Origin of the sequence: Burkholderia sp. S-53, from assembly GCF_025560745.1 — a bacterium.
GTDB lineage: Bacteria > Pseudomonadota > Gammaproteobacteria > Burkholderiales > Burkholderiaceae > Burkholderia > Burkholderia pyrrocinia.
In genome coordinates, this window is record NZ_CP090483.1 from 2464175 (window position 1) to 2486223 (window position 22049).

Annotated in this window: 15 protein-coding genes and 1 tRNA gene; 5 read left to right on the forward strand and 11 right to left on the reverse strand. The window is 67.7% G+C overall.

What is annotated here, in order from left to right:
• The first annotated feature begins 29 nt into the window (after nt 1–29).
• Both folD and LXM88_RS16380 read left to right on the forward strand, forming a co-directional pair.
• On the forward strand, nt 30–890 hold the full coding sequence (gene folD, locus LXM88_RS16375) for a bifunctional methylenetetrahydrofolate dehydrogenase/methenyltetrahydrofolate cyclohydrolase FolD (RefSeq protein ID WP_262534276.1): 861 nt from the start codon (nt 30–32) through the stop codon (nt 888–890).
• A gap of 255 nt (nt 891–1145) precedes the next feature.
• Nucleotides 1146–3233, forward strand: coding sequence for a M3 family metallopeptidase (locus LXM88_RS16380; RefSeq protein WP_262534279.1), 2088 nt, complete (start codon nt 1146–1148; stop codon nt 3231–3233).
• Nucleotides 3234–3291: 58 nt separating this feature from the next.
• Here the strand turns inward: LXM88_RS16380 and dinB are convergent, their stop codons facing one another.
• Nucleotides 3292–4455 (reverse strand): DNA polymerase IV, encoded by a 1164-nt coding sequence (gene dinB, locus LXM88_RS16385; RefSeq protein WP_262534282.1) that lies wholly within the window; start codon nt 4453–4455, stop codon nt 3292–3294.
• A 150-nt stretch (nt 4456–4605) separates the two neighbouring features.
• Between dinB and LXM88_RS16390 the strand changes: the two genes are divergently transcribed.
• A complete protein-coding gene (locus tag LXM88_RS16390) occupies nt 4606–5298 on the forward strand; it encodes an aspartate/glutamate racemase family protein (protein ID WP_262534284.1) in 693 nt (230 codons plus the stop codon).
• 107 nt (nt 5299–5405) lie between these two features.
• On the opposite strand, the gene LXM88_RS16395 is transcribed toward LXM88_RS16390, so the two are convergent.
• A tRNA-Met gene (locus tag LXM88_RS16395) sits at nt 5406–5482 on the reverse strand.
• Nucleotides 5483–5665: 183 nt separating this feature from the next.
• On the opposite strand from LXM88_RS16395, the gene xth reads away from it, so the two are divergent.
• Complete coding sequence (gene xth / locus LXM88_RS16400) at nt 5666–6442, forward strand: exodeoxyribonuclease III (RefSeq protein ID WP_262534287.1); 777 nt, start codon at nt 5666–5668, stop codon at nt 6440–6442.
• A 25-nt stretch (nt 6443–6467) separates the two neighbouring features.
• Here the strand turns inward: xth and LXM88_RS16405 are convergent, their stop codons facing one another.
• From LXM88_RS16405 to glnA, 4 genes are all read right to left on the reverse strand, one after another.
• Entirely contained in the window at nt 6468–8585 is a 2118-nt protein-coding gene (locus tag LXM88_RS16405; protein ID WP_262534289.1) for a prolyl oligopeptidase family serine peptidase, read from the reverse strand.
• Between the two features lie 89 nt (nt 8586–8674).
• Nucleotides 8675–10192 carry a nitrogen regulation protein NR(I) gene (ntrC, locus tag LXM88_RS16410; RefSeq protein WP_262534291.1) on the reverse strand — a complete coding sequence of 506 codons (1518 nt, stop codon included), beginning with the start codon at nt 10190–10192 and terminating at the stop codon, nt 8675–8677.
• Between the two features lie 46 nt (nt 10193–10238).
• Nucleotides 10239–11381 carry a nitrogen regulation protein NR(II) gene (glnL, locus tag LXM88_RS16415; protein WP_262534293.1) on the reverse strand — a complete coding sequence of 381 codons (1143 nt, stop codon included), beginning with the start codon at nt 11379–11381 and terminating at the stop codon, nt 10239–10241.
• 161 nt (nt 11382–11542) lie between these two features.
• Nucleotides 11543–12958, reverse strand: coding sequence for a type I glutamate--ammonia ligase (gene glnA, locus LXM88_RS16420; protein WP_262534294.1), 1416 nt, complete (start codon nt 12956–12958; stop codon nt 11543–11545).
• Nucleotides 12959–13364: 406 nt separating this feature from the next.
• Between glnA and LXM88_RS16425 the strand changes: the two genes are divergently transcribed.
• Entirely contained in the window at nt 13365–13829 is a 465-nt protein-coding gene (locus LXM88_RS16425) for a rhodanese-like domain-containing protein (RefSeq protein WP_262534296.1), read from the forward strand.
• 103 nt (nt 13830–13932) lie between these two features.
• Here LXM88_RS16425 and LXM88_RS16430 read toward each other — a convergent pair whose 3' ends face one another.
• The 5 genes from LXM88_RS16430 to hrpA form a co-directional block, all read right to left on the reverse strand.
• Nucleotides 13933–14748 (reverse strand): competence/damage-inducible protein A, encoded by an 816-nt coding sequence (locus tag LXM88_RS16430; protein ID WP_262534297.1) that lies wholly within the window; start codon nt 14746–14748, stop codon nt 13933–13935.
• On the reverse strand, nt 14745–15572 hold the full coding sequence (locus tag LXM88_RS16435; RefSeq protein WP_262534299.1) for an EI24 domain-containing protein: 828 nt from the start codon (nt 15570–15572) through the stop codon (nt 14745–14747). The genes LXM88_RS16430 and LXM88_RS16435 overlap by 4 nt, the downstream gene beginning before the upstream one ends.
• Nucleotides 15573–15683: 111 nt before the next feature.
• A complete protein-coding gene (locus tag LXM88_RS16440) occupies nt 15684–16658 on the reverse strand; it encodes a sterol desaturase family protein (protein WP_262534302.1) in 975 nt (324 codons plus the stop codon).
• Between the two features lie 16 nt (nt 16659–16674).
• Nucleotides 16675–17664 (reverse strand): YVTN family beta-propeller repeat protein, encoded by a 990-nt coding sequence (locus LXM88_RS16445; RefSeq protein WP_262534305.1) that lies wholly within the window; start codon nt 17662–17664, stop codon nt 16675–16677.
• Between the two features lie 180 nt (nt 17665–17844).
• A complete protein-coding gene (hrpA, locus tag LXM88_RS16450; protein ID WP_262534307.1) occupies nt 17845–22047 on the reverse strand; it encodes an ATP-dependent RNA helicase HrpA in 4203 nt (1400 codons plus the stop codon).
• Nucleotides 22048–22049 lie beyond the last annotated feature (2 nt).

The following is a 22049-nucleotide window of genomic DNA, read 5'->3' on the forward strand; positions in this document are numbered from 1 at the left end:
CATTCCAACTTCCCGGCAGGACCCACCACATGACAGCCCTCCTCATCGACGGCAACGCCCTTTCGAAGACCTTGCGCGCGCAGGCCGCCGAACGCGCCGCCGCCCTGACCGCACGCGGCCACCAGCCCGGTCTCGCGGTGATCCTCGTCGGCGAAAACCCGGCGAGCGAAGTCTACGTGCGCAACAAGATCAAGGCGTGCGAGGACAACGGTTTCTTCTCGCTGAAGGATACGTACCCGGCCACGCTGTCGGAAGCCGACCTGCTCGCGCGTATCGACGCACTGAACCGCGACCCGAAGATCCACGGCATCCTCGTCCAGTTGCCGCTGCCCGCGCACATCGACAGCCACAAGGTGATCGAGGCGATCGCACCGGAGAAGGACGTCGACGGCTTTCACGTCGCGAACGCCGGCGCGCTGATGACCGGCAAGCCGCTGTTCCGCCCGTGCACGCCGTACGGCGTGATGAAGATGTTCGCCGCGCACGACATCGCGCTGCAGGGCGCGAACGCGGTCGTGATCGGCCGCTCGAACATCGTCGGCAAGCCGATGGCGATGCTGCTCCTCGAAGCCGGCGCGACCGTGACGATCTGCCACAGCAAGACGCGCGACCTCGCCGCGCACACGCGGCAGGCCGACATCGTGGTCGCCGCGGTCGGCAAGCGCAACATCCTGACGGCCGACATGGTGAAGCCCGGCGCGACGGTGATCGATGTCGGCATGAACCGCGACGACGCGGGCAAGCTGTGCGGCGACGTCGACTTCGCGGGCGTGAAGGAAGTCGCCGGCCACATCACGCCGGTGCCGGGCGGCGTCGGCCCGATGACCATCACGATGCTGCTGATCAACACGATCGAAGCCGCCGAGCGCGCCGCCGCCGTGGCCGCCTGACCCCTGCCCGTCCAGCCGGCGCGCGGTTCCGTGCGCCGGCGTCTCGCCAGCCGCATCGCGCCGGCATCACCACGCCGGCCGCACGTTGCCCGACGACTTTCCGCCCCGCATCCGACCTTGCGTCAATCGCGCCGTTAGAAACTAACGATTGGAAAGCGCACGATGCGCCCCAATAATGTCGGTATCGGGCGCCATCGCGCCCAGCCGCCGTTACCCTTTTCATCCCGGTTCATCCGGCAACAGACAGGGAGTCTTATGTCCGCCAGCGCCAACACCAATCCGCTCCTCGACTTCACCGGCCTGCCCCGCTTCGGCGAAATCCGCCCGGAACACGTGACGCCCGCGCTCGATACGCTGCTCGACGCGGCCGGTCGCGCGGTCGACGCCGCGAGCGCGCCCGCGACGCCGGCGACCTGGGCCGCCGTCGTCGAGACGGTCGAGCAGGCGACGGAGCCGCTCGGCCGTGCGTGGGGTGTCGTCGGCCATCTGAACGCGGTCGCCGATACGCCCGAACTGCGAGCCGCGTACGGCGAGAACCTGCCGCGCGTGACCGAGTTCTGGTCGAGCGTCGGCCAGAATCTCGCGCTGTACGAGAAGTACAAGGCGATCGCCGCGAGCGCCGAATACGCGACGTTGTCCGCCGAGCGCAAGAAGATCCTCGACAACGCGCTGCGCGATTTCCGCCTGTCGGGCGCCGAGTTGCCGGAGGACCGGAAGCCGCGCTTCGCGGAACTGCAGGAACAGCAGGCCGCGCTGTCGAAGGCATTCTCCGACCACGTGCTCGACGCGACTAACGCGTACGCGTACTTCGTGCAGGACGAGGCCGAGCTGGCCGGCCTGCCCGGCGACGCGATCGAGGCCGCCCGCGAAGCCGCGCAGAAGGACGGCAAGGACGGCTGGAAATTCACGCTGCACTTCCCGTCGTACTTCCCGGTGCTGCAGTACGCGAACGACCGCACGCTGCGCGAGACGCTCTACCGCGCGTATGCGACGCGCGCGTCGGAACTGGGCCCGCAGTACGGCGACGGCAAGGCCGAGTGGGACAACACGGCGATCGTCGCCGACGAGCTGAAGCTGCGCCGCGAAGAGGCGCAGATGCTCGGCTACCGCAACTTCGCCGAAGTGTCGCTCGCGCCGAAGATGGCCGAATCGCCGCAGCAGGTGATCGCGTTCCTCGAGGACCTCGCGACGCGCGCGCGCCCGCACGCGGACAAGGACTGGGACGAACTGCGCGCGTTCGCCGCGAAGGAACTCGGCCTCGCCGAACTCGCGCCGTGGGACGTCGCGTACGCGGCCGAAAAGCTGCGCGAGCAGCGCTACGCGTTCTCGGAAAACGAGGTCAAGCAGTACTTCCCGGAGCCGGCCGTGCTGAAGGGCCTGTTCACCGTCACCGAGACGCTGTTCGGCGTGCGGATCAAGCCGGACGACGCGCCGGTATGGCACAAGGACGTGCGCTTCTTCCGCGTCGAGAATCGCGACGGCTCGCTCGTCGCGCAGTTCTATCTCGACCTGTATGCGCGCGAAGGCAAGCGCGGCGGCGCATGGATGGACGACGCGCGTTCGCGCGCGAAGCGCGGCAGCACCGTGCAGACGCCGGTCGCCTACCTGACCTGCAACTTCTCGGCGCCGGTCGGCGGCAAGCCCGCGTGCTTCACGCACGACGAAGTCATCACGCTGTTCCATGAGTTCGGCCACGGGCTGCATCACATGCTCACGCGCGTCGACGAACTCGGCGTGTCGGGCATCAACGGCGTCGAATGGGATGCGGTCGAGCTGCCGTCGCAGTTCATGGAAAACTTCTGCTGGGAATGGGACGTGCTGTCGTCGATGTCGTCGCACGTCGACACTGGCGCCACGCTGCCGCGCGAGCTGTTCGACAAGATGATCGCCGCGAAGAATTTCCAGAGCGGGCTCGGCACGCTGCGCCAGATCGTGTTCTCGATGTTCGACATGCTGCTGCACGTCGACTTCGACCCGGCGGGCGCAACCGGCGTGACCGCATTCGCGCGCGAAATCAACGAGCGCTATCACGTGATCCCGCAGGCGGCGTTCTCGCGCTGGCCGAACACGTTCAGCCATATCTTCGCGGGCGGTTATGCGGCCGGCTACTACAGCTACAAGTGGGCCGAAGTGCTGTCGGCAGACGCATACGCGGCATTCGAGGAAGCGGCCGCCGCGAGCGGCAGCGTGCTCGACGCGGCGACCGGCACGCGCTATCGCCGCGAAATCCTCGAGGTCGGCGGCAGCCGGCCGGCGATGGATTCGTTCAAGGCGTTCCGCGGCCGCGAACCGGAAATCGATGCGCTGCTGCGCCACAACGGGATGGCCGCGCCCGCGCACTGAGCGCGCCGCCCCGCCCCTCGGGCTGCATCGACAGGCACCGCTTCGGCGGTGCCTTTTTTCATGGTGCGGGCGATTCGTCGTCGAACAGCGAGAACTGCCCGTGACGCTCGGCCGTGTCCTCGTCGATGCGCACGCCGACGCCGAGCAGCCGCACGGCCTGCGCGCGCCGCTGCAGCCCCTTCGCGAGCAGCGTGACGGCCGTATCGGCATTCGTCGCGTCGGCCACGCACTCGACCGTCGTGCGCTGGAAATCGGCGAAGCGGATCTTCACGTACAGCTTGCGGATCGAGCGCACTGCGCCCGCACGCTCGATCCGCGCATCGAGCTGCACGACGAGGCGGCGGATTTCGTCCGCGCATTGCTCGAGCGTCGTCAGGTCGGTCACATAGGTCGTCTCGACGCTGACCGACTTGCGTTCCTGGTCGGCCTGCACGGGCCGCTCGTCGATCCCGCGCGACAGTTCGTAGAGCCGCCGCCCGAACGCGCCGAATTCGCGGTGCAGGTCGATCAGCGGCCAGTCGCGCAATTGCGCGCAGGTCTGGATGCCGAGCCGGTCGAGCCGCGTGGCCGTCACCTTGCCGACGCCGTGCAGCTTGCGCACCGGCAGCGCCGCGACGAACGCGTCGATCTCGTGCGGCCGCACGACGAACAGGCCGTCGGGCTTGTTCCAGTCGGAGGCGATCTTCGCGATGAACTTGTTCGGCGCGACGCCGGCCGACACCGTCACGCCGACGGTGTCGTGCACGCGCTGGCGGATCTCCCGCGCAATCAGCGTCGCGCTGCCCTGGCATCGCTCGGACCCGGTGACGTCGAGGTACGCCTCGTCGAGCGACAGCGGCTCGACGTCGGGCGTGTAGTCGCGATAGATCGCCATGATCTGCCGCGACGCCGCGCGGTACTTGTCCATCGCGGACGGCAGGATCAGCAGGTCCGGACACTTGCGCATCGCCAGCGCCGACGACATCGCCGAATGCACGCCATAGCGCCGCGCCTCGTAGTTGCAGGTCGCGATCACGCCGCGCTGGTCCGGCCGGCCGCCGACCGCGAGCGGCCGGTTGCGCAGCGACGGGTCGTCGCGCATCTCGACCGATGCGTAGAAGCAGTCGCAATCGCAATGAATGATCTTGCGCATGCGCGGCAGCGCATCGCCTGGCAGCGGCGCGTGCGGATCGGCAGGCGGAATGGTGGTCGGGTTCACGGTGCCGATACTGTACAAAAACACAGTGCCGGTTTCAACTGTCGCGTGCGCCCGCCATCGGCCGCCCGGCCCGGCTGCGCCGTACCGGCCCGCTTTGCACGGATCGTACCGGCCGGGCGCGGGCAGCGGCACCTATACTCGTCTGCCGCGACACACGAAACGCAAAGGTGACGAATGAAGACGATCGGACTGATCGGCGGAATGAGCTGGGAATCGTCGGCCGAGTACTACCGGATGATCAACCGGCACTCGAAGGCGCTGCATGGCGGGCATCACAATGCGAAGAGCGTGCTGGTGACGGTCGATTTCGCGGAGATCGAAGCGCTGCAGCGTACGCACGACTGGGCCGCACTCGGCGAACGGATGGCCGGCGCCGCGCGGCAGCTCGAAGCGGCCGGCGCCGATCTCGTCGTGCTGACGACCAATACGATGCACCGCGTGCACGACGCGATCGAAGCCGCGGTGACGCTGCCGTTCCTGCACATCGCCGATCCGACCGGCACCGCGCTGCGCGACGCGGGCGTCGAGCGCGTCGCGCTGCTCGGCACGCGCTATACGATGGAGTTGCCGTTCTATGCGGAACGGCTGCGCGGGAAGTTCGGGATGGAGGTGCTCGTACCGGACGAGCGCGGGCGCGACGACGTGCACCGGATCATCTACGACGAGCTGTGTCACGGCGTCATCTCGCCCGAATCGCGCGCGACGTACGTGACGATCATCGAAGGACTGGCGAAGCGCGGCGCGCAGGCCGTGATCCTCGGCTGCACGGAAATCACGCTGCTGATCGGCGCGGACGATTCGCCGCTGCCGGTATTCGACACGACCGCGCTGCATGCGAAGGCGGCCGTGGAGTGGGCTGCGCAGTAGCGACACGCAACGATACGCGCGCAGAAAACAAAAAACCCGGCACGAGGCCGGGTTCCTGTCGACGAAGCGCGCATCGGTCATATGCGCTGCACATCGTCTGGTGTGCTTGGTTGCGGGGGTAGGATTTGAACCTACGACCTTCGGGTTATGAGCCCGACGAGCTGCCAGACTGCTCCACCCCGCGTCAGAGAAATAAATTATAGGGTGATGAAGTACTCACGTCAACACTTTTGTCACAATTTCTTTTCACCACCCCCATGTAGCGATGCGTGACGCCTCCGCCGCGTCGCGCATCGCACGCGTTCGCGCCGCGTGCTCGCGGTAAGATGGCGGCCTTCGCATTCACGCCGCACGCACACTCCCGTTCATGAAAATCGCCACCTGGAACGTCAACTCGCTCAACGTCCGCAAGCAGCACGTGCTCGACTGGCTCGCGCAAAGCGGCACCGACGTGCTGTGCCTGCAGGAACTGAAGCTGCCGGACGAGAAATTCCCGCGCGCCGATCTCGAAGCGGCCGGCTACCGCAGCTGGTTCACGGGCCAGAAGACCTACAACGGCGTCGCGATCCTCGCGCGCGATACGCTGTCCGTCGACGAAGCGGACGTCGTGCGCAACATCCCCGGCTTCGACGATCCGCAGCAGCGCGTGGTCGCCGCGACAGTCGACGGCGTGCGCATCGTGTCCGCCTATTTCCCGAACGGCCAGGCGCCCGACTCCGACAAGTTCGTCTACAAGATGCAGTGGCTCGACGCGCTGCACGCATGGCTGAGCACCGAGCTGCAGCGCTACCCGAAGCTCGCGCTGCTCGGCGACTACAACATCGCGCCGGAAGACCGCGACGTGCACGATCCCGCGAAATGGGAAGGCCAGAACCTCGTGTCGCCGCAGGAGCGCGCGCACTTCGCGAAGCTGATCGAGCTCGGTTTCGTCGATGCGTTCCGACGCTTCGAACAGCCGGAGAAGATCTTCACGTGGTGGGACTACCGGATGATGGCGTTCCGCCGCAACGCGGGGCTGCGCATCGACCACATCCTGCTGTCGCCGGCGCTCGCCGCTACCTGCGCGTCGTGCGAAGTCGACCGCACGCCGCGCACGTGGGAACAGCCGTCCGACCACACGCCCGTCGTCGCAGTCGTCGGCTGATCGTGCAGTAGCAGCCCGCGCGCGTTCAGCGCCGCGCGGGTGCCGGCCCGAGATGGGCCCACAGGAACCCGAATTCGGCCGCGTCGGATTCGGCGCGTTCCAGATCGTCGGCACTGCCGTGGCCGCCGTCGGTGTTCTCCCAGTACCACACCCGTTCGTGACCGAGCGCATGCATGCGCGCGGCCATCTTGCGCGCATGCGCGGGATGCACGCGGTCGTCGCGCGTCGACGTCGTCAACAGTAGCGGCGGATACGCGACGCCTTCGCGCACGCGGTGATACGGCGAATACGCGGCCAGCGCCGCGCCCTCGTGCGGATCGTCCGGGTCGCCGTATTCGTCGAGCCACGCGGCGCCCGCGTGCAGCTTCGGATAGCGGCGCATGTCGAGCAGCGGCACGCGGCACAGCACCGCCCCGAACAGTTCCGGCCGCTGCATCATGCACGCGGCGACCAGCAGCCCGCCGTTGCTGCCGCCCTCGATCCCGAGCTGCGCGGCGCTCGTCACGCCGGTCGCGACCAGGTCCTCGGCCACCGCGATGAAGTCGTCGAACGAACGCTGCCGGTGTTCGCGCTGCGCGTCGACGTGCCAGCGCGGCCCGAACTCGCCGCCGCCGCGGATGTGCGCGAACGCCATGACGCCGCCGCGTTCGAGCCACCCGATGCCGAATGCATCGCTGTAGCCCGGCAGGTTCGGGATCGCAAAGCCGCCGTAGCCCGACAGCAGGCACGGCCGCGCGACGCGCGCGGCGCCATCGGGCGCATCGAGTGCGTCAAGTGCATCACGCGGCCCGATCAGCGTGTACGGCACCACCGTGCCGTCGCGCGAGCGCGCGCTGGCACGGCGCACGACGAGCCCGGCCGCATCGAACTGCACCGGCGGCCGGTCCAGCAGCACGCGGCGCGACGGCGCATCGGCCGCTCGATCGGCAAGATCGGCCAGCCAGCATTCGGGCGGATCGAGATAGGTGTCGACGTCGACGTAGACCTCGTCGTTCAACGTCGACTCGACAGGCTCGACGTCGATCTGCGCGTCGCCCGGCCAGTCGAACGGCCGCGCGTCCCACGTCCACGTGCCGTCGTCGGCCTGCCGCGGCTGCCACAGCATCGTGCGGTTGTGCACGTCGTCGAGCCAGCTCGCGATCAGCATCGTTCGCGTGTTCGTCCACGTGCAGGCGGACGTCGACGGTTGCGGCGCGAACAGCGTCGTGAGTTCGCGCGCCCCGGCCAGGAACGCCTGCTCGCGGATCGCCAGCAGCGAGCCGCCCGCATGGCGCATGCCATCGCAATCCCAGTCGAGGCGCGGCTCCAGCACGAGCCAGCCTTCCCAGAACCCGACCTCGACATGCGTCGGCACGTCGTAACGCGCCCACTCGCCCGCGTCCGTCAGCCGGTAAGCATGCGCGTCGAAGAAATCGACGCTGCGCCACGCGACGTGGCGCTGATCGATCGGATCGAACCCCGCACCCGCGCTGATGTCGTCGGGTTCGCCGCGGAATACGACGGGCGCGTCCGCAAGCGGCGTGCCGCGCACCCAGCGCCGCGCGTCATAGGGATAGCCGGCCGCGGTCGCATGCGCTTCGCCGCGATCCCAGCTCACGTAGACGGTGTCGCGGTCGATCCAGCCGATCGTGTGATGCCCCGGCTCGTCGATCGTGAAACCGCCGTCGACGAAACGGCGTTCGACGAGATCGAACTCGCGCACGACGACCGCGTCGGCGCCGCCCGGCGACAGCGACAGCAGCGCGCGATCGCCGTCCGGATACAGGATCGCGTCCTGCTCGAACACCCACGACTCGCCCTCCTCGGCGCCGAGCGCGTCGACGTCGAGCAGCGTTTCCCACACCGGCTGGCCGGCACGCCAGTCGTCCCAGCGCGTGCGGCGCCACAGTCCCTTCGGATGGAGATCGTCCTGCCACAGGTCGTAGGCCCAGTCGCGCCAGCGGGTCGGAATCACCGGGCGTTCGCGCGGCAGATACGCTTTGGCAAGACGCGCCGTGAGCGCGCGATACGCGTCGTCGTCACGCAGCGCGGCGCGCGTGCGCGCGTTCTGCTCGTCGACCCACGTGCGGGCGCGCTTGCTGTCGAGCGCTTCGAGAAAACGGAACGGGTCGGCCCCGGCGGGCCAGCGGAAGGAGTCGGACATTGCGGATCGGCGGATTGGGAAACGACGGGCAAACCGCGATTATGTCCGATCGCGGCATGCGCGATGCCCGCGCATGCCGCAAATCGTGCTCAGGGCTCCAGATGGAGTTCCTGGATCTTGCGCGTGATCGTGTTGCGGCCGATGCCGAGCCGCTCCGCAGCCTCGACCTTGCGGCCGCGCGTGAAGTCGAGCGCCTCGCGAATCACGGCCGCTTCGAAGCGGCGCGCGAGCTCGTCCATCACGTCGGTCGAGTTCTCGCGCAACAGCCGCGCGACTTCGGTGCGCAGCCCGTGCTCCCACAGCGGATAGCCGGCCGGCGCGCCGCCGTTCGGCGCGGCCGCGACAGGCGCGGACGCCATCGGTGCCGCCCCGATCGCCGGTTGCGCGAGCGCCGCATCGCCGCCGCTGCCGCGCGCATCCGCACCGTCGCCCGTCGCGACCACCGGCGCACCGGCCGGCACGAGGTCGGGCGGCAGATCCTTGATCTCGACCGTCTGCGCGGGCGCCATCACGGTCAGCCAGTTCGCGAGGTTCTCGAGCTGCCGCACGTTGCCGGGAAACGCCAGCGACGTCAGGTACGCCAGCGCATCGTCGGACACGCGCTTCGGCTCGACGCCGAGATCGCGCGCGCTCTTCTGCAGGAAGTGGCGCGTGAGCAGCGCGATGTCCTCGCTGCGTTCGCGCAGCGGCGGCAGGCGCAGCCGGATCACGTTGAGCCGGTGATAAAGATCCTCGCGGAACAGCCCCTGTCGCACGCGCGATTCGAGATTCTGGTGCGTCGCGGCGATCACGCGCACGTTCGCGCGCAACGGGTTGTGCCCGCCGACCCGATAGAACTGCCCGTCCGACAGCACGCGCAGCAGGCGTGTCTGCAGGTCGAACGGCATGTCGCCGATTTCGTCGAGGAACAGCGTGCCGTTCTCGGCTTGCTCGAAGCGGCCCTGCCGCGTCGTCTGCGCGCCGGTGAACGCACCGCGCTCATGGCCGAACAGCTCGGATTCGAGCAAGTCCTTCGGAATCGCCGCGGTGTTCAGCGCGATGAACGGCCCGTTCGCGCGCGGGCTGTGACGGTGCAGCGCACGTGCGACGAGCTCCTTGCCGGTGCCCGACTCGCCCGTGATCAGCACGGTCGCCGCCGAATGCGACAGGCGGCCGATCGCGCGGAACATGTCCTGCATTGCGGGCGCCTGGCCGAGCATCTCGGGCGCCTCGGCCACGCGCTCGTCCTGCGGCGCGCCGCCGCGCAGGCTTTCCTCGACCGCGCGGCGGATCAGCTCGACCGCCTTGTCGACATCGAACGGCTTCGCGAGATATTCGAACGCGCCGCCCTGGAACGCGGCGACGGCGCTGTCGAGATCGGAGAACGCGGTCATGATGATGACGGGCAGGCCCGGCAGCCGCTCGTGCATCGCCTGCAGCAACTCGAGGCCCGAGCCGCCCGGCATCCGGATGTCGGACACGAGCACCTGCGGTGTCTCGTGGTCGAGCGCGGCCAGCGCATCGCGCACGTTCGCGAAGCTCTTCGTCGCGAAGCTGTCCCGGGCGAGTGCCTTTTCAAGCACCCAGCGGATCGATTGGTCGTCGTCTACTATCCAGATCGGCTTCATAGGTCGGTCAGGTATGGGTGAATCCGGTGAATCGTGCTGTTACCGCTCAATGGTCGAGCGGCAGCAGAATCTGAAATTCGGTACGTCCGGGCCGGCTCTCGACCTCGATCATCCCGTCGTGCTGCTGCACGAACGTCTGCGCGAGCGTGAGGCCGAGGCCGCTGCCGTCTTCGCGCCCGGACACGAGCGGGTAGAAAATCCGGTCGCGGATCTCTTCCGGAATGCCGGGCCCGTTGTCGATCACGTGCAAGTCCAGTGCCAGCTTGTACAGGCGCTTCGCGATCGTGATCTTGCGCGCGATGCGGGTGCGCAACTCGATCTTCGCGTCGCCCTGCGCGATCCGCTCGCGCAGCGCCTGCGCGGCATTGCGCACGATGTTGAGGAGCGCCTGGATCAGTTGCTCCTTGTCGCCGCGCAAATCCGGCACGCTCACGTCGTAGTCGCGCTCGATCGTGAGCCCGCGCGGGAATTCCGCGAGCATCACCGCGCGCACGCGTTCGCACACTTCATGAATGTTCACGTCGCCGACGATGTGCGGATGCCGGTGCGGCTCGAGCAACCGGTCGACGAGCGTCTGCAGGCGGTCGGATTCCTTGATGATCACCTGCGTGTATTCGCGCAACTCGCCGCGCTCGCGCTCGCCGAGCTCGAATTCGAGCAGCTGGGCAGCGCCGCGAATTCCGCCGAGCGGGTTCTTGATCTCGTGCGCGAGGTTGCGGATCAGTTGCTTGTTGACCGCGGTCAGGTCGTGGATGCGCTCCTCGCGATCGGTGCGCGACTGCCGCTCGTTCTCGAACAGCTCGACGAGCACGAAATCGGGCGCGGTCTCGAGGAAGCCGACGATCGCGTGCACGTGCAGCGGTTCGCGGCCGGGCCTGTCGAGCACGGTATCGAGATGCGTCGCGTGAAAGCGCTCCTCGCCGATCGCGGTGATCGTCGACGCGAGCTCGTTCGCGTTCGGAAAAATCTCGCCCCACGGCCGCTGCGCGAGCTGCCGGCGCGAGATGTCGAGCATCGCCTCCGCCGACGGGTTCGCGAACGCGATCCGCAGCGTCTTGCGGTCGAGCACGATCACGACCGTCGGCAACGCTTCCAGCCCCGCAAGCAGGCCCGACCGCGAGAGCCGCTCGTCGTCCGTCAGTCGCTCGGGCTGCCCCGTTTTCGCCTTGATCAGATTCTTCAGAACCATCTGCGTGCTTGTCGCGCCTCAACGGGCCAGAAAATGAAAATCACCGGAACAAAAAAGGGACGGCTGGACGCCGTCCCCTTTCAGACTCCGCCGTTCCCGCCGCAGCCTGCGCGACGGGAACGAACCGGCAAATCGGCGCTGAATCGAAGCGCCATCGCCGATTACAGCGAGTAGTACATCTCGAACTCGATCGGGTGCGTCGTCATGCGGAACTTCGCCAGCTCCTGCTCCTTCAGCGCGAGGTACGCGTCGAGCATGCCGTCCGTGAACACGCCGCCGCGCGTCAGGAACTCGCGATCCTTGTCGAGCGCTTCGAGTGCCTGGTCGAGGCCTGCGCAGACGGTCGGGATCTTTGCATCCTCTTCCGGCGGCAGGTCGTACAGGTTCTTGTCGGCTGCTTCGCCCGGATGGATCTTGTTCTGGATCCCGTCGAGGCCGGCCATCATCAGCGCCGTGAAGCACAGGTACGGGTTCGCCATCGGATCCGGGAAGCGCGTTTCGATACGGCGGCCCTTCGGGTTCGACACGTGCGGAATGCGGATCGATGCCGAACGGTTGCGTGCCGAGTAGGCCAGCTTGACCGGTGCCTCGAAGTGCGGGACCAGACGCTTGTACGAGTTCGTCGTCGGGTTCGTGATCGCGTTCAGTGCACGGGCGTGCTTGATGATGCCGCCGATGTAGAACAGCGCCAGTTCCGACAGGCCGGCGTAGCCGTTGCCCGCGAACAGGTTCTGGCCGTCCTTCCAGATCGACTGGTGAACGTGCATGCCCGAACCGTTGTCGCCGACGACCGGCTTCGGCATGAACGTCGCCGTCTTGCCGTACGAGTGAGCGACGTTATGGATGATGTACTTCGACCATTGCGTCCAGTCGGCGCGCTGCACGAGCGTCGAGAACTTCGTGCCGATTTCGTTCTGGCCCTGGCCTGCCACTTCGTGGTGATGCACTTCGACCGGGATGCCGAGCTGTTCGAGCAGCAGGCACATTTCCGAACGGATGTCCTGGAACGTGTCGACCGGCGCGACCGGGAAGTAGCCGCCCTTCGTGCCCGGACGGTGGCCCGTGTTGCCGCCTTCGAATTCCTTGCCTGCCGACCACGGTGCTTCTTCCGAGTTGATCTTCACGAAGCAGCCCGACATGTCCGTGTTCCACTGGACCGAGTCGAAAATGAAGAATTCCGGTTCCGGACCGAAGTAGGCCGTGTCGCCGATGCCCGTGCTCTTCAGGTACGCTTCGCCGCGCTTCGCGAGCGAACGCGGATCGCGCTCGTAGCCCTTGCCGTCGGCCGGCTCGACCACGTCGCAGGTCAGCACGAGGGTCGACTCTTCATAGAACGGGTCGACGAATGCGGCGGTCGGGTCCGGCATGAGCAGCATGTCCGACGCCTCGATGCCCTTCCAGCCCGCGATCGACGAACCGTCGAATGCATGACCGCTTTCGAACTTGTCTTCGTCAAACGCCGAAACCGGCACCGACACGTGCTGTTCCTTGCCGCGCGTATCCGTGAAGCGGAAATCGACAAACTTGACGTCCTCGTCCTTCACGAGCTGCATGACGTCGGCGACGGTTTTACTCATAACCTCTTCTCCTGATTGAACAATTCCGGCGGACTGGGAACCGCCTCGTTTATCGAGCTGATCGGGGTCTTGCTTTGGCGCAGCGCGCCCCGATTCGACCGAAACCTATAAAGCAGCTTCCGTGCCACCTCTGTGCAAGACCGGCGCGAATCGCGCCGGCGCTCGCCGCGACGGGGCTGTGCTGCGCAATTCCGGGGCCCGGTGCCGCTCAGGCCGCCAACCGATCGCACCGCAGTGGTGCAATCATCGCGATGCGCCGCGCTCGCGGAATCATTGTGGTGCATGCACGTCATTCTGCACTCTTTTGGTGAAAGCGGGTGCAGTGCGTGCACCGTGCCGCATGCGGACGTCCGTGCCGCGACGCCGCGCTAGAATGTTTGTTTGAACGACAAGGAGACTCCCCGCCATGAGTACGCTCGACCAGCTTTACGCGAAGGCCGACGAACGCCGCGCACAAGGCGCGCTCAACTACGCCGGCGCACTGCTGCCGGTCGAGGCATTCGAACTGCTGCAGCTCGACCCGTCGGCGCGCCTCGTCGACGTGCGCACCCGCGCCGAGCTCGACTGGATCGGCCGCCCGCTCGTTGGCGACGGCCAGTACCTGCACCTCGAATGGACGCGCTACCCGGGCGGCGTGCCGAACGCCGAATTCGTCGCCGAACTGAAAGCGGCCATCGCGCCCGATACCCCCGTACTGTTCCTGTGCCGCAGCGCCGCGCGCTCGAAGCTCGCCGCGGTCGCGTCGTCGCAGGCCGGCTTCACGAAGGCGTTCGACCTGCTCGAAGGCTTCGAGGGTGCAAAGGACGCCGAAGGCCACCGCAAGACGGTCGACGGCTGGTGCTTCCGCAAACTGCCGTGGATCGGCGCCTGACGGCGCTCACTCCCGACCGGTTGCGACAACCCCATCGTCGAGCCGGGCGATGACATGCCGATGACGGGCCGCGTTGCGCGGCCCGTTGCTTTTGTGCGGAGAGTCAGGCGCGCGGCGTGTCGGGCTCGACGACGTCGCCGCCGAGCAGGTGCACGCCTTCGCGCAGCTTCACGAACGCGGCCGCGACCGCCTCCGGCTCGCCCTTCACGCCGAGGTCGATGTGACGGCGCGCATAGATGCCGCCGCGCTCCGCGTCGCCGACGCTCGGCAGGCTGAACACCCGCACGCCCGGAAAGTCGCGCTCGATGCGCTCCATCAACGGCGTGAGCGTCGATTCCGGCAGTTCGAACACGTACAACGAGCGCTCCGCATGCGGCGTCGCGTGATGCAGGTCGGCGTATTTCGTATCGAGCACCCATTCGATCATTGGCCAGGCCATCACCGGGAAGCCCGGCACGAAGTGCAGATCGCCGACCGAGAAGCCCGGAATCCGGTTATAGCCGTTCGGGATGATCGTCGCGCCGACCGGGAACACGCCCATGTTGAAGCGGTGCTGGTTCTCCGGCGAATCGAAGTCGACCGGCGTGGCCGGATCGCCGTGGGTTTCCCGGATCCGCTCCGAGATCAGCACCTTCGCTTCCGGATGCAGTTCGAGCGGCACGCCGAGCGCGGCGGCCGCGCACTGGCGCGTGTGGTCGTCCGGCGTCGCGCCGATGCCGCCCGTCGAGAACACGATGTCGCCCGACGCGATCGCGCGCGCGAGCGTCGCCGTGATGCGCGCGGGATCGTCGCCGACGTATTCGGCCCAGTCGAGCGCGAGGCCGCGCGCGCCGAGCAGCTCGATGACCTTCGCCAGATGCTTGTCCTGCCGGCGGCCCGAGAGGATTTCGTCGCCGATGATGATGATGCCGATGCTCATGCCTGCCCCATGTCGATTGCGGTGGCGCGCACGCTCGCGCGCAGGTCCTCCAGCGCGCGCAGGCAATAGTGCCCGAACCACAGCGCCGAGAAGACGAGGATGAAAGCGTAAACCCAGATCATGGCCGCTGCGACGAACGGAAACAGCACCATCATCCAGACCGACGATACCCACACGAAGGTCGGCACGGTGCCGAGCAGCCCGGTCGCGACGCCGATGCCGATCAGCGGCCAGCGGTGCTGCCGCACGAGCGCACGGCGCTCGTCGCGGCTCGCGTGCAGCGCGAGCGCGTCGTAGGTCATCACGCGGTACGTGAGCCAGCCCCAGATCACCGGCGGCAGCAGCGCGAAGAACGGCGGGATCAGCCACAGCGGGATCGTGACGACGAGCACGACCACGCCGGCCAGTGCCGCCCCCAGCGAATTGAACACGCTGCCGAAGAAGGTGCCGCCCCGCTTCGCCTCGAGCGCCGCGAACTGCCGGTTCGACAGGTGCTTGATCACGACCGGCATCGAAATCGTCGCAATCAGCAGCAGCACGGTCAGCACGATCAGCGGGATCGCGAGCGACACGACCACGAACGGCGCGACGACCGCATGCAGCTGCGACATGCCGATCATGTCGAACGCGCGATACAGCGCGGCCGTCAGCACGAAGCCGTCGAGCGCGCCGCGCGCGAGGTCCAGCAGCGTCTGCCACGAGAACCACAGCAAGACGCCCCACAGGACGGCCGAGACGAGGAACGGCATCAGGGTGAGCCAGAGCATGCGCGGATGCAATGCGCTCGCCAATGCCCGGATGAAGGAACGCAGCAAATCGTTCATGCGAGCCTGTATCGACGGAGAAAAACGGGGAAAGGATAAACCACGCGGCCCGCATGCGCCAAAGCGCATGCGGGCCGCGTGGGAGAGTCGCTCAACGGGAGTGTGGCCGGGTCAGGCCGACGCCGCGCCGCGCTTCGCGGGGAACAGGCGCCGGAAGATCCGCACGAACGCGAGGCCGTGCTGCGCCCAGAAGCCTTCGCCGTAGGACACGCCTTCGACCTGCTCGCGGATGCCGGTCGGCTCGACCGTGCGGTTCCACGACGCGGTGCCGAACATCATGTCCCACCACGGGAACAGCACGCCGAAGTTGCAGCCGTACTTGGTGCCTTCGTGGCCGTAGCCGACCGCATGGTGACGCCGGTGGAAGATCGGGCTGACGAGCAGGCGCTCGCCGAGCCAGCCGAACGACAGCCGTGCATTCGTGTGCTGAATGCTCTGCATGAAGTTCGTGAACGCGGTCAGCACGACGAACTGCGACGGCGTCACGCCGATCACGAGCGCGATCGACGCAAAAAAGCACGACTGCAGCACGTCGTCGAGCAGGTGGTTGCGGTCGTCGCACCACAGCGACATCTGCCGCTGGCTGTGGTGCACGGCGTGCAGCTCCCACCAGATGCCGAACTTGTGCTGCCAGCGGTGATACCAGTAGCCGGCGAAGTCGAGCACGACGAGATAGATCGCGAACGCGACGATCGGCTGCGACGTCACGCCCGGCCACAGATAGTCGAGGTTGACGTTCGCGACGCCGTGCAGGCGCAGCCATGCCTGGAAGCTGTCGAATACCGGCTGCAGCGCGAAGAAGAAGAACAGCGTGTAGATGCCGAGCTTCGAGATCGCCGTGTAGATCACGTCGACGCGCACCGCGCGGCGGTTCTTCCAGCGCTCGACCGGCAGCAGCGCCTCGAGCGGGCGCAGCAGCGCGAACATCAGCACCATCTGCAGCGCGCCGATGATCACCCAGTACAGCGCGTCGTAGGTGTCCTCGTCATAGTCCATCAGGTTGAACTTGAAGAGGAGCGGCTGCACGACATCGACGTACAGCCAGGTCTGGATGTCCGACACGAACGCATCGATCAGGTGCAGCATCGTTCGCCTCCGCCCGTCACGCGCCGTTCGCCGCCTTCCACGGCGCGCGGTCGTAGAAGTAGATGCCGTGCGGCGAGCGGCCGACTGCGATCGTCTGCACCAGCTTGCGTGACGCGAGGTCGATGATCCCGACCTTCTTCGCGAAGCGGAACGTGACCCACAACGTCTTCTTGTCGGCGGACAGCTCCATGTCGTCGGGGCCCGGCAGCAGGCCGGTGATGTCGCCGACGTTGGTGAGCGTGTTCTCGTCGATGATGCTGATCGTGTTCGCGACCCGATTCGTGATCGCGACGTGCGTGCCGTCGGCGAGCGAGCGGAAGTTGTGCGCGCCCTTGCCCGTGTAGATCTGCTTGACGACCTTCTGGTTGCGCCAGTCGACGACCGCGACGTAATCCGCTCCAGTCATCCCGACGAGCAGGAATTTGTCGTCCGGCGTGAGCCACAGGCCCGCCGGCACCTTGCCGACCGGCATCTTCCACTTGACCGTCTGGGTAGCGAGGTCGACCGCCGCGATCTCGCCGGACACCTGCAGCGACACGAGCACCGTCTTGCTGTCCTTCGTAAACGCGAGGTGGCTCGGCATCACCGCGAGCGGCAGGCGCTTCGCGATCTTCACGTCACGGCCGTCGTAGCTGTAGATGTCGAGGCGATCGAGGCGCAGCCCGGTCGACACGAACCACTTGTGATCGGGCGAGAAGCCGAGCTGGTACGGATCCTCGATGCCTTCGACCGTGCGTTGCAGCTTGCCCGTCTTCGGATCGACGAACATCAGGCTGTTCGAGACCGAATTCGCGACGATCAGCGACGAATTGTCGGGCGTCGCCATCAGGTGGTGCGGTTCCTTGCCGGTCGGCATCGTGCCGACGACCTCGCGGGTCTGCTGGTCGATCAGGGAAAGCGTCGCTTCGGCCGAATTGAGGACGATCACGTTATTCGCGTGTGCGGCGGGCGCCAGCACGGCGGCGGCCAGCGCGAGCGTGCGGCCGAGGGAAAGGAAAGTGCGCATGAAGACTCACGTCGTGGAACAACCGTCATTGTAAAACGTTCAACCAGCCTCGCCGGTTGACGTAAACCGCCGTTGCGCCACTTCGACGCACGCCGCAACGGCCGGACAGGCCGGCGCGGCATACGCCGTGCGGCCGGCCGGGGCCGGCCGCCGGTGCTGACCCGGAAAACCGATGTTGCGCTAGCGCTGCATCGACTCCCAGACCTTGTGCAGGCGCTTGACAGAGACCGGCATCGGCGTGCGCAGTTCCTGCGCGAACAGCGAAATTCGCAGTTCCTCGAGCAGCCAGCGGAATTCCGCGAGCCGCGGGTCGGCGACGCCGCCGCGCTGCGACACCGCGCGCTGGTACTGCTGGGCGAGCGGCAACAGGTCCGCGGACTGCTTCGCGTCGCGCGCCGAATCGGCCTTCAGCTTGTCGATCCGCAGCGCGATGCCCTTCAGGTAGCGCGGGAAGTGCGCAAGCTGCACGTAAGGCGTATCGATCACGAAGCGCTTGCCGACCAGCGCGGCGAGCTGCTGCTGCAGATCCGCGTGCGCCTGCGCGAACGGCTTGGCCTGCGCGAGTTTCTTCGCGAGCCCCGCGTACTCGGCCAGGATCTGCCCGACGAGCCGCGCGATTTCCTGCGCGAGCAGGTTCAGGCGGCTGCGGCCCTCGTCGCGCCGCGCGTGGAAGCTCGCGTCGTCGTCGGGCAGCGGATCCTGCAGGCACGCGCGGTCGAGCGCCGTGTCGATCAACTGGTCGCGCAACTCGTCCTGCGTGCCGAGCGACATGTACTGCATCGCCATCTCGCGCAGGCCCGGCAGGTTCTTTTCGAGGAACTTGATCGGCTCCTTCAGCTGCAGCGCGAACAGCCGCCGCAGGCCGGCGCGGTGGATGCGCGCGGCCTCTTCCGGCGAATCGAACACCTCGACGTCGCAATGCGTGCCGCGATCGACGAGCGCCGGGTAGCCGTACAGCGTCTGGCCGCGCCGGCGGATCTCCAGCAACTCGGGGAGCTTGCCGAAATTCCACGTCGTCAGGTTCTCGTACAGCGCCGTCGCGCCGGCTTCCGCCGGAGCGGCCGTCTGCGGCGCCGCGCCCTTGCCGGCCTTCGCGCCACGCCCGGCGGCACCGGCCGTGGCGACCGGCGCCGGCGCCGTGCCGGCTGCCGGCCCGGCATCGGCCTCGCCGCCGGGCGAGATCGTCGACGCCGCCGCGATCTTCTGGAACTGCTGCTGCGCCTGCGCGCCGAGCTCCTGGCGAAGCTGCGCGAGATTGCGCCCCATCGCGAGCTGGCGGCCGTGCTCGTCGATCACCTTGAAGTTCATGAACAGATGCGCGGGCAGCGTCTCGAGCTTGAAGTCGGCCGTCTTCATCGCGACCTGCGTCTCGCCGCGCACGTCGGCGATCAGCGCCTCGACGAGCCCGCCCGCGCCGAAGCGCTCGCGCCCCATCCGCTCGACGAAGCCGGCCGCGTACTCGGGCAGCGGCACGCAGTGGCGGCGCAGCTTCTGCGGCAGCGACTTCAGCAGCAGTTGCACCTTTTCCTTCAGCATCCCCGGCACGAGCCACTCGCAGCGGCGCGCGTCGACCTGGTTCAGCGCGTACAGCGGCACCGCGAGCGTCACGCCGTCGCGCGGCGTGCCGGGTTCGAAGTGGTACGTGAGCGCCATCTCGACGCCGGCCATCGTCGCGCGCTTCGGGAACAGCTCGGTCGTCACGCCGGCCGCCTCGTGGCGCATCAGGTCGTCGCGCGACAGGTACAGCAGCCGCAGCTTGTCTTCGGGCTGGCCGCCCTGCTTCACCTCGTCGCGATACCAGCGCTCGAACGCGACGCCCGTGTGGATCCCTTCCGGAATCGCCTGGTCGTAGAACGCGTAGATCAGCTCGTCGTCGACCAGCACGTCCTGCCGGCGCGACTTGTGCTCGAGCTGCTCGATGTCGGCGAGCAGCTTGCGGTTGTGCGCGAAGAACGCGAGCTTCGTGTCGAACTCGCCTTCGACCAGCGCGCCGCGGATGAACAGCTCGCGCGCGCGCGCCGGATCCTGCTTGCCGAACGCGACGCGCCGGCGGTGATAGATCGGCAGCCCGTACAGCGTCGCGCGCTCGTACGCGCTGACCTGCGCCGGGCGCTTTTCCCAGTGCGGCTCCGACAGCGATTTCTTCAGCAGGTGCGCGCCGATCTTCTCGACCCATTCGGGCTCGATCTTCGCGAGGCAGCGCGCGTACAGCCGGCTCGTCTCGACGAGCTCGGCCGCCATCACCCAGCGGCCGGCCTTCTTCGCGAGCACCGAGCCCGGCCACAGGTAGAACTTGATCCCGCGCGCGCCGAGATAGTGCGGATCGTCGTCGGCCTTCAGGCCCAGGTTGCCGAGCAGGCCCGTCAACAGGGCCAGATGGACCTGTTCGTAGGTCGCCTCGACTTCGTTGAGCCGCCAGCCGTGTTCGCGCACGACAGTCAGCAATTGCGAATGGACATCGCGCCACTCGCGCAGCCGCAAATGCGACAGGAAGTTCTGCCGGCACGCGTCAATGAGCTGCCGGTTCGACTTCTTGTGCGCGACGGCCTCTTCGAACCACGCCCAGATCTTCAGCCACTGCAGGAATTCGGAACGCTCGTCGGCGAACCGGCGGTGCGCCTGGTCGGCCTGCTCCTGCGCTTCGATCGGCCGGTCGCGCGGATCCTGCACCGACAGCGCGCTCGCGATGATCAGCACCTCGCGCAGCGACTGCTGGTCGCGCGCGGCAAGAATCATCCGTCCCACGCGCGGGTCGAGCGGCAGCCGTGCGAGTTCGCGGCCGAGCGGCGTCAGCGCGTTGTCGTCGTCGACCGCACCGAGCTCGTTGAGCAACTGGTAGCCGTCCGCGATCGCGCGGCCGGGCGGCGGTTCGAGGAACGGGAACGATTCGATCGCGGTCAGGTGCAGCGACTTCATCCGCAGGATCACCGACGCGAGCGACGAGCGCAGGATTTCCGGATCGGTGAAGCGCACGCGCGCCTGATAGTCGCTTTCCTCGTACAAGCGGATGCAGACGCCGTCGGCCACGCGGCCGCAGCGGCCCGCGCGCTGGTTCGCCGCGGCCTGCGAGATCGACTCGACCTGCAGTTGCTCGACCTTGTTCCGGTACGAATAGCGTTTCACGCGCGCGAGACCGGTGTCGACGACGTAGCGGATGCCCGGCACCGTCAGCGACGTCTCGGCCACGTTGGTCGCGAGCACGATGCGGCGCGCGTTCGACGCCTTGAACACCTTGTCCTGGTCGGCCGCCGAGAGCCGCGCGAACAGCGGCAGGATCTCGGTGTGCGGCGGATGGTGCTTGCGCAGCGCCTCGGCCGCCTCGCGGATCTCGCGCTCGCCGGGCAGGAACACCAGCACGTCGCCGGGGCCCTCGCGGCACAGCTCGTCGACCGCGTCGACGATCGCGTCCATCAGGTCGCGCTCGGCTTCGCGCGCGGTCTTCACGCGGTCACGGCCGGCCGTGCCCTCGGCATGCTTCACGGCCGGGCGATCCTCGGCCACCGGGCGGTAGCGCATCTCGACCGGATACAGCCGCCCGCTCACTTCGATCACGGGCGCCGGGCGCTCGTCGGTGCCGAAATGGCGCGCGAAGCGGTCGGCGTCGATCGTCGCGGACGTGACGATCAGCTTCAGGTCCGGCCGCCTCGGCAGGATTTCCTTCAGGTAGCCGAGCAGGAAGTCGATGTTCAGGCTGCGCTCGTGCGCCTCGTCGATGATCAGCGTGTCGTACGCCTTCAGCAGCGGGTCGGTCTGCGTCTCGGCGAGCAGGATGCCGTCCGTCATCAGCTTCACGGACGCGCCCGGCGCGAGGTTGTCGGTAAAGCGCACCTTGTAGCCGACCACCTCGCCGAACGGCGTGCCGAGTTCCTCGGCGATCCGGCGGCCGGTCGACGACGCGGCGAGACGCCGCGGCTGCGTATGGCCGATCAGGCCCGTGCCGCCGGCGCCGAGGCCGCGGCCGAGATCGAGACAGATCTTCGGCAACTGCGTGGTCTTGCCCGAGCCCGTTTCGCCGCAGACGATGACAACCTGGTGACCGGCGATCGCGCGCGCGATTTCGTCGCGCTTGCCGGACACCGGCAGGCTTTCGGGGTACGTGATCGGCGGAACGGGATTCGGGGCGACGGCGGCGCGCGGCGGACGCTCGCGGCGCGGGGTGCGTGCCTCTGCTGCGCGCGTTGCATCGGTTGCCGCGGCCGGCTGGCGCGCATCGCTGCGGCGTTCGTCGCCGCGCGGCCCGCGCGGCGGCTGGCCCGCCTGCTTGTCCTGCTGCTGGCGCGGCGGCTGGCCCTGCTGCTGGCGCGCATCGGCCGCACCATCCGGGTGCCGGGCCGACGGCGCTTTGGCCCGCGTCGGCGCGGGACTTTTAGGTACATTCGACATGG

Coding starts and splice junctions, on each gene's coding strand:
- LXM88_RS16380 (WP_262534279.1), top strand. CDS start 1,146: ATGTCCGCCAGCGCCAACACCAATCCGCTCCTCGACTTCACCGGCCTG.
- folD (WP_262534276.1), top strand. CDS start 30: ATGACAGCCCTCCTCATCGACGGCAACGCCCTTTCGAAGACCTTGCGC.
- LXM88_RS16430 (WP_262534297.1), bottom strand. CDS start 14,748: ATGAGCATCGGCATCATCATCATCGGCGACGAAATCCTCTCGGGCCGC.
- LXM88_RS16435 (WP_262534299.1), bottom strand. CDS start 15,572: ATGAACGATTTGCTGCGTTCCTTCATCCGGGCATTGGCGAGCGCATTG.
- LXM88_RS16425 (WP_262534296.1), top strand. CDS start 13,365: ATGAGTACGCTCGACCAGCTTTACGCGAAGGCCGACGAACGCCGCGCA.
- LXM88_RS16405 (WP_262534289.1), bottom strand. CDS start 8,585: ATGTCCGACTCCTTCCGCTGGCCCGCCGGGGCCGACCCGTTCCGTTTT.
- LXM88_RS16390 (WP_262534284.1), top strand. CDS start 4,606: ATGAAGACGATCGGACTGATCGGCGGAATGAGCTGGGAATCGTCGGCC.
- ntrC (WP_262534291.1), bottom strand. CDS start 10,192: ATGAAGCCGATCTGGATAGTAGACGACGACCAATCGATCCGCTGGGTG.
- glnL (WP_262534293.1), bottom strand. CDS start 11,381: ATGGTTCTGAAGAATCTGATCAAGGCGAAAACGGGGCAGCCCGAGCGA.
- xth (WP_262534287.1), top strand. CDS start 5,666: ATGAAAATCGCCACCTGGAACGTCAACTCGCTCAACGTCCGCAAGCAG.
- glnA (WP_262534294.1), bottom strand. CDS start 12,958: ATGAGTAAAACCGTCGCCGACGTCATGCAGCTCGTGAAGGACGAGGAC.
- LXM88_RS16445 (WP_262534305.1), bottom strand. CDS start 17,664: ATGCGCACTTTCCTTTCCCTCGGCCGCACGCTCGCGCTGGCCGCCGCC.
- LXM88_RS16440 (WP_262534302.1), bottom strand. CDS start 16,658: ATGCTGCACCTGATCGATGCGTTCGTGTCGGACATCCAGACCTGGCTG.
- hrpA (WP_262534307.1), bottom strand. CDS start 22,047: ATGTCGAATGTACCTAAAAGTCCCGCGCCGACGCGGGCCAAAGCGCCG.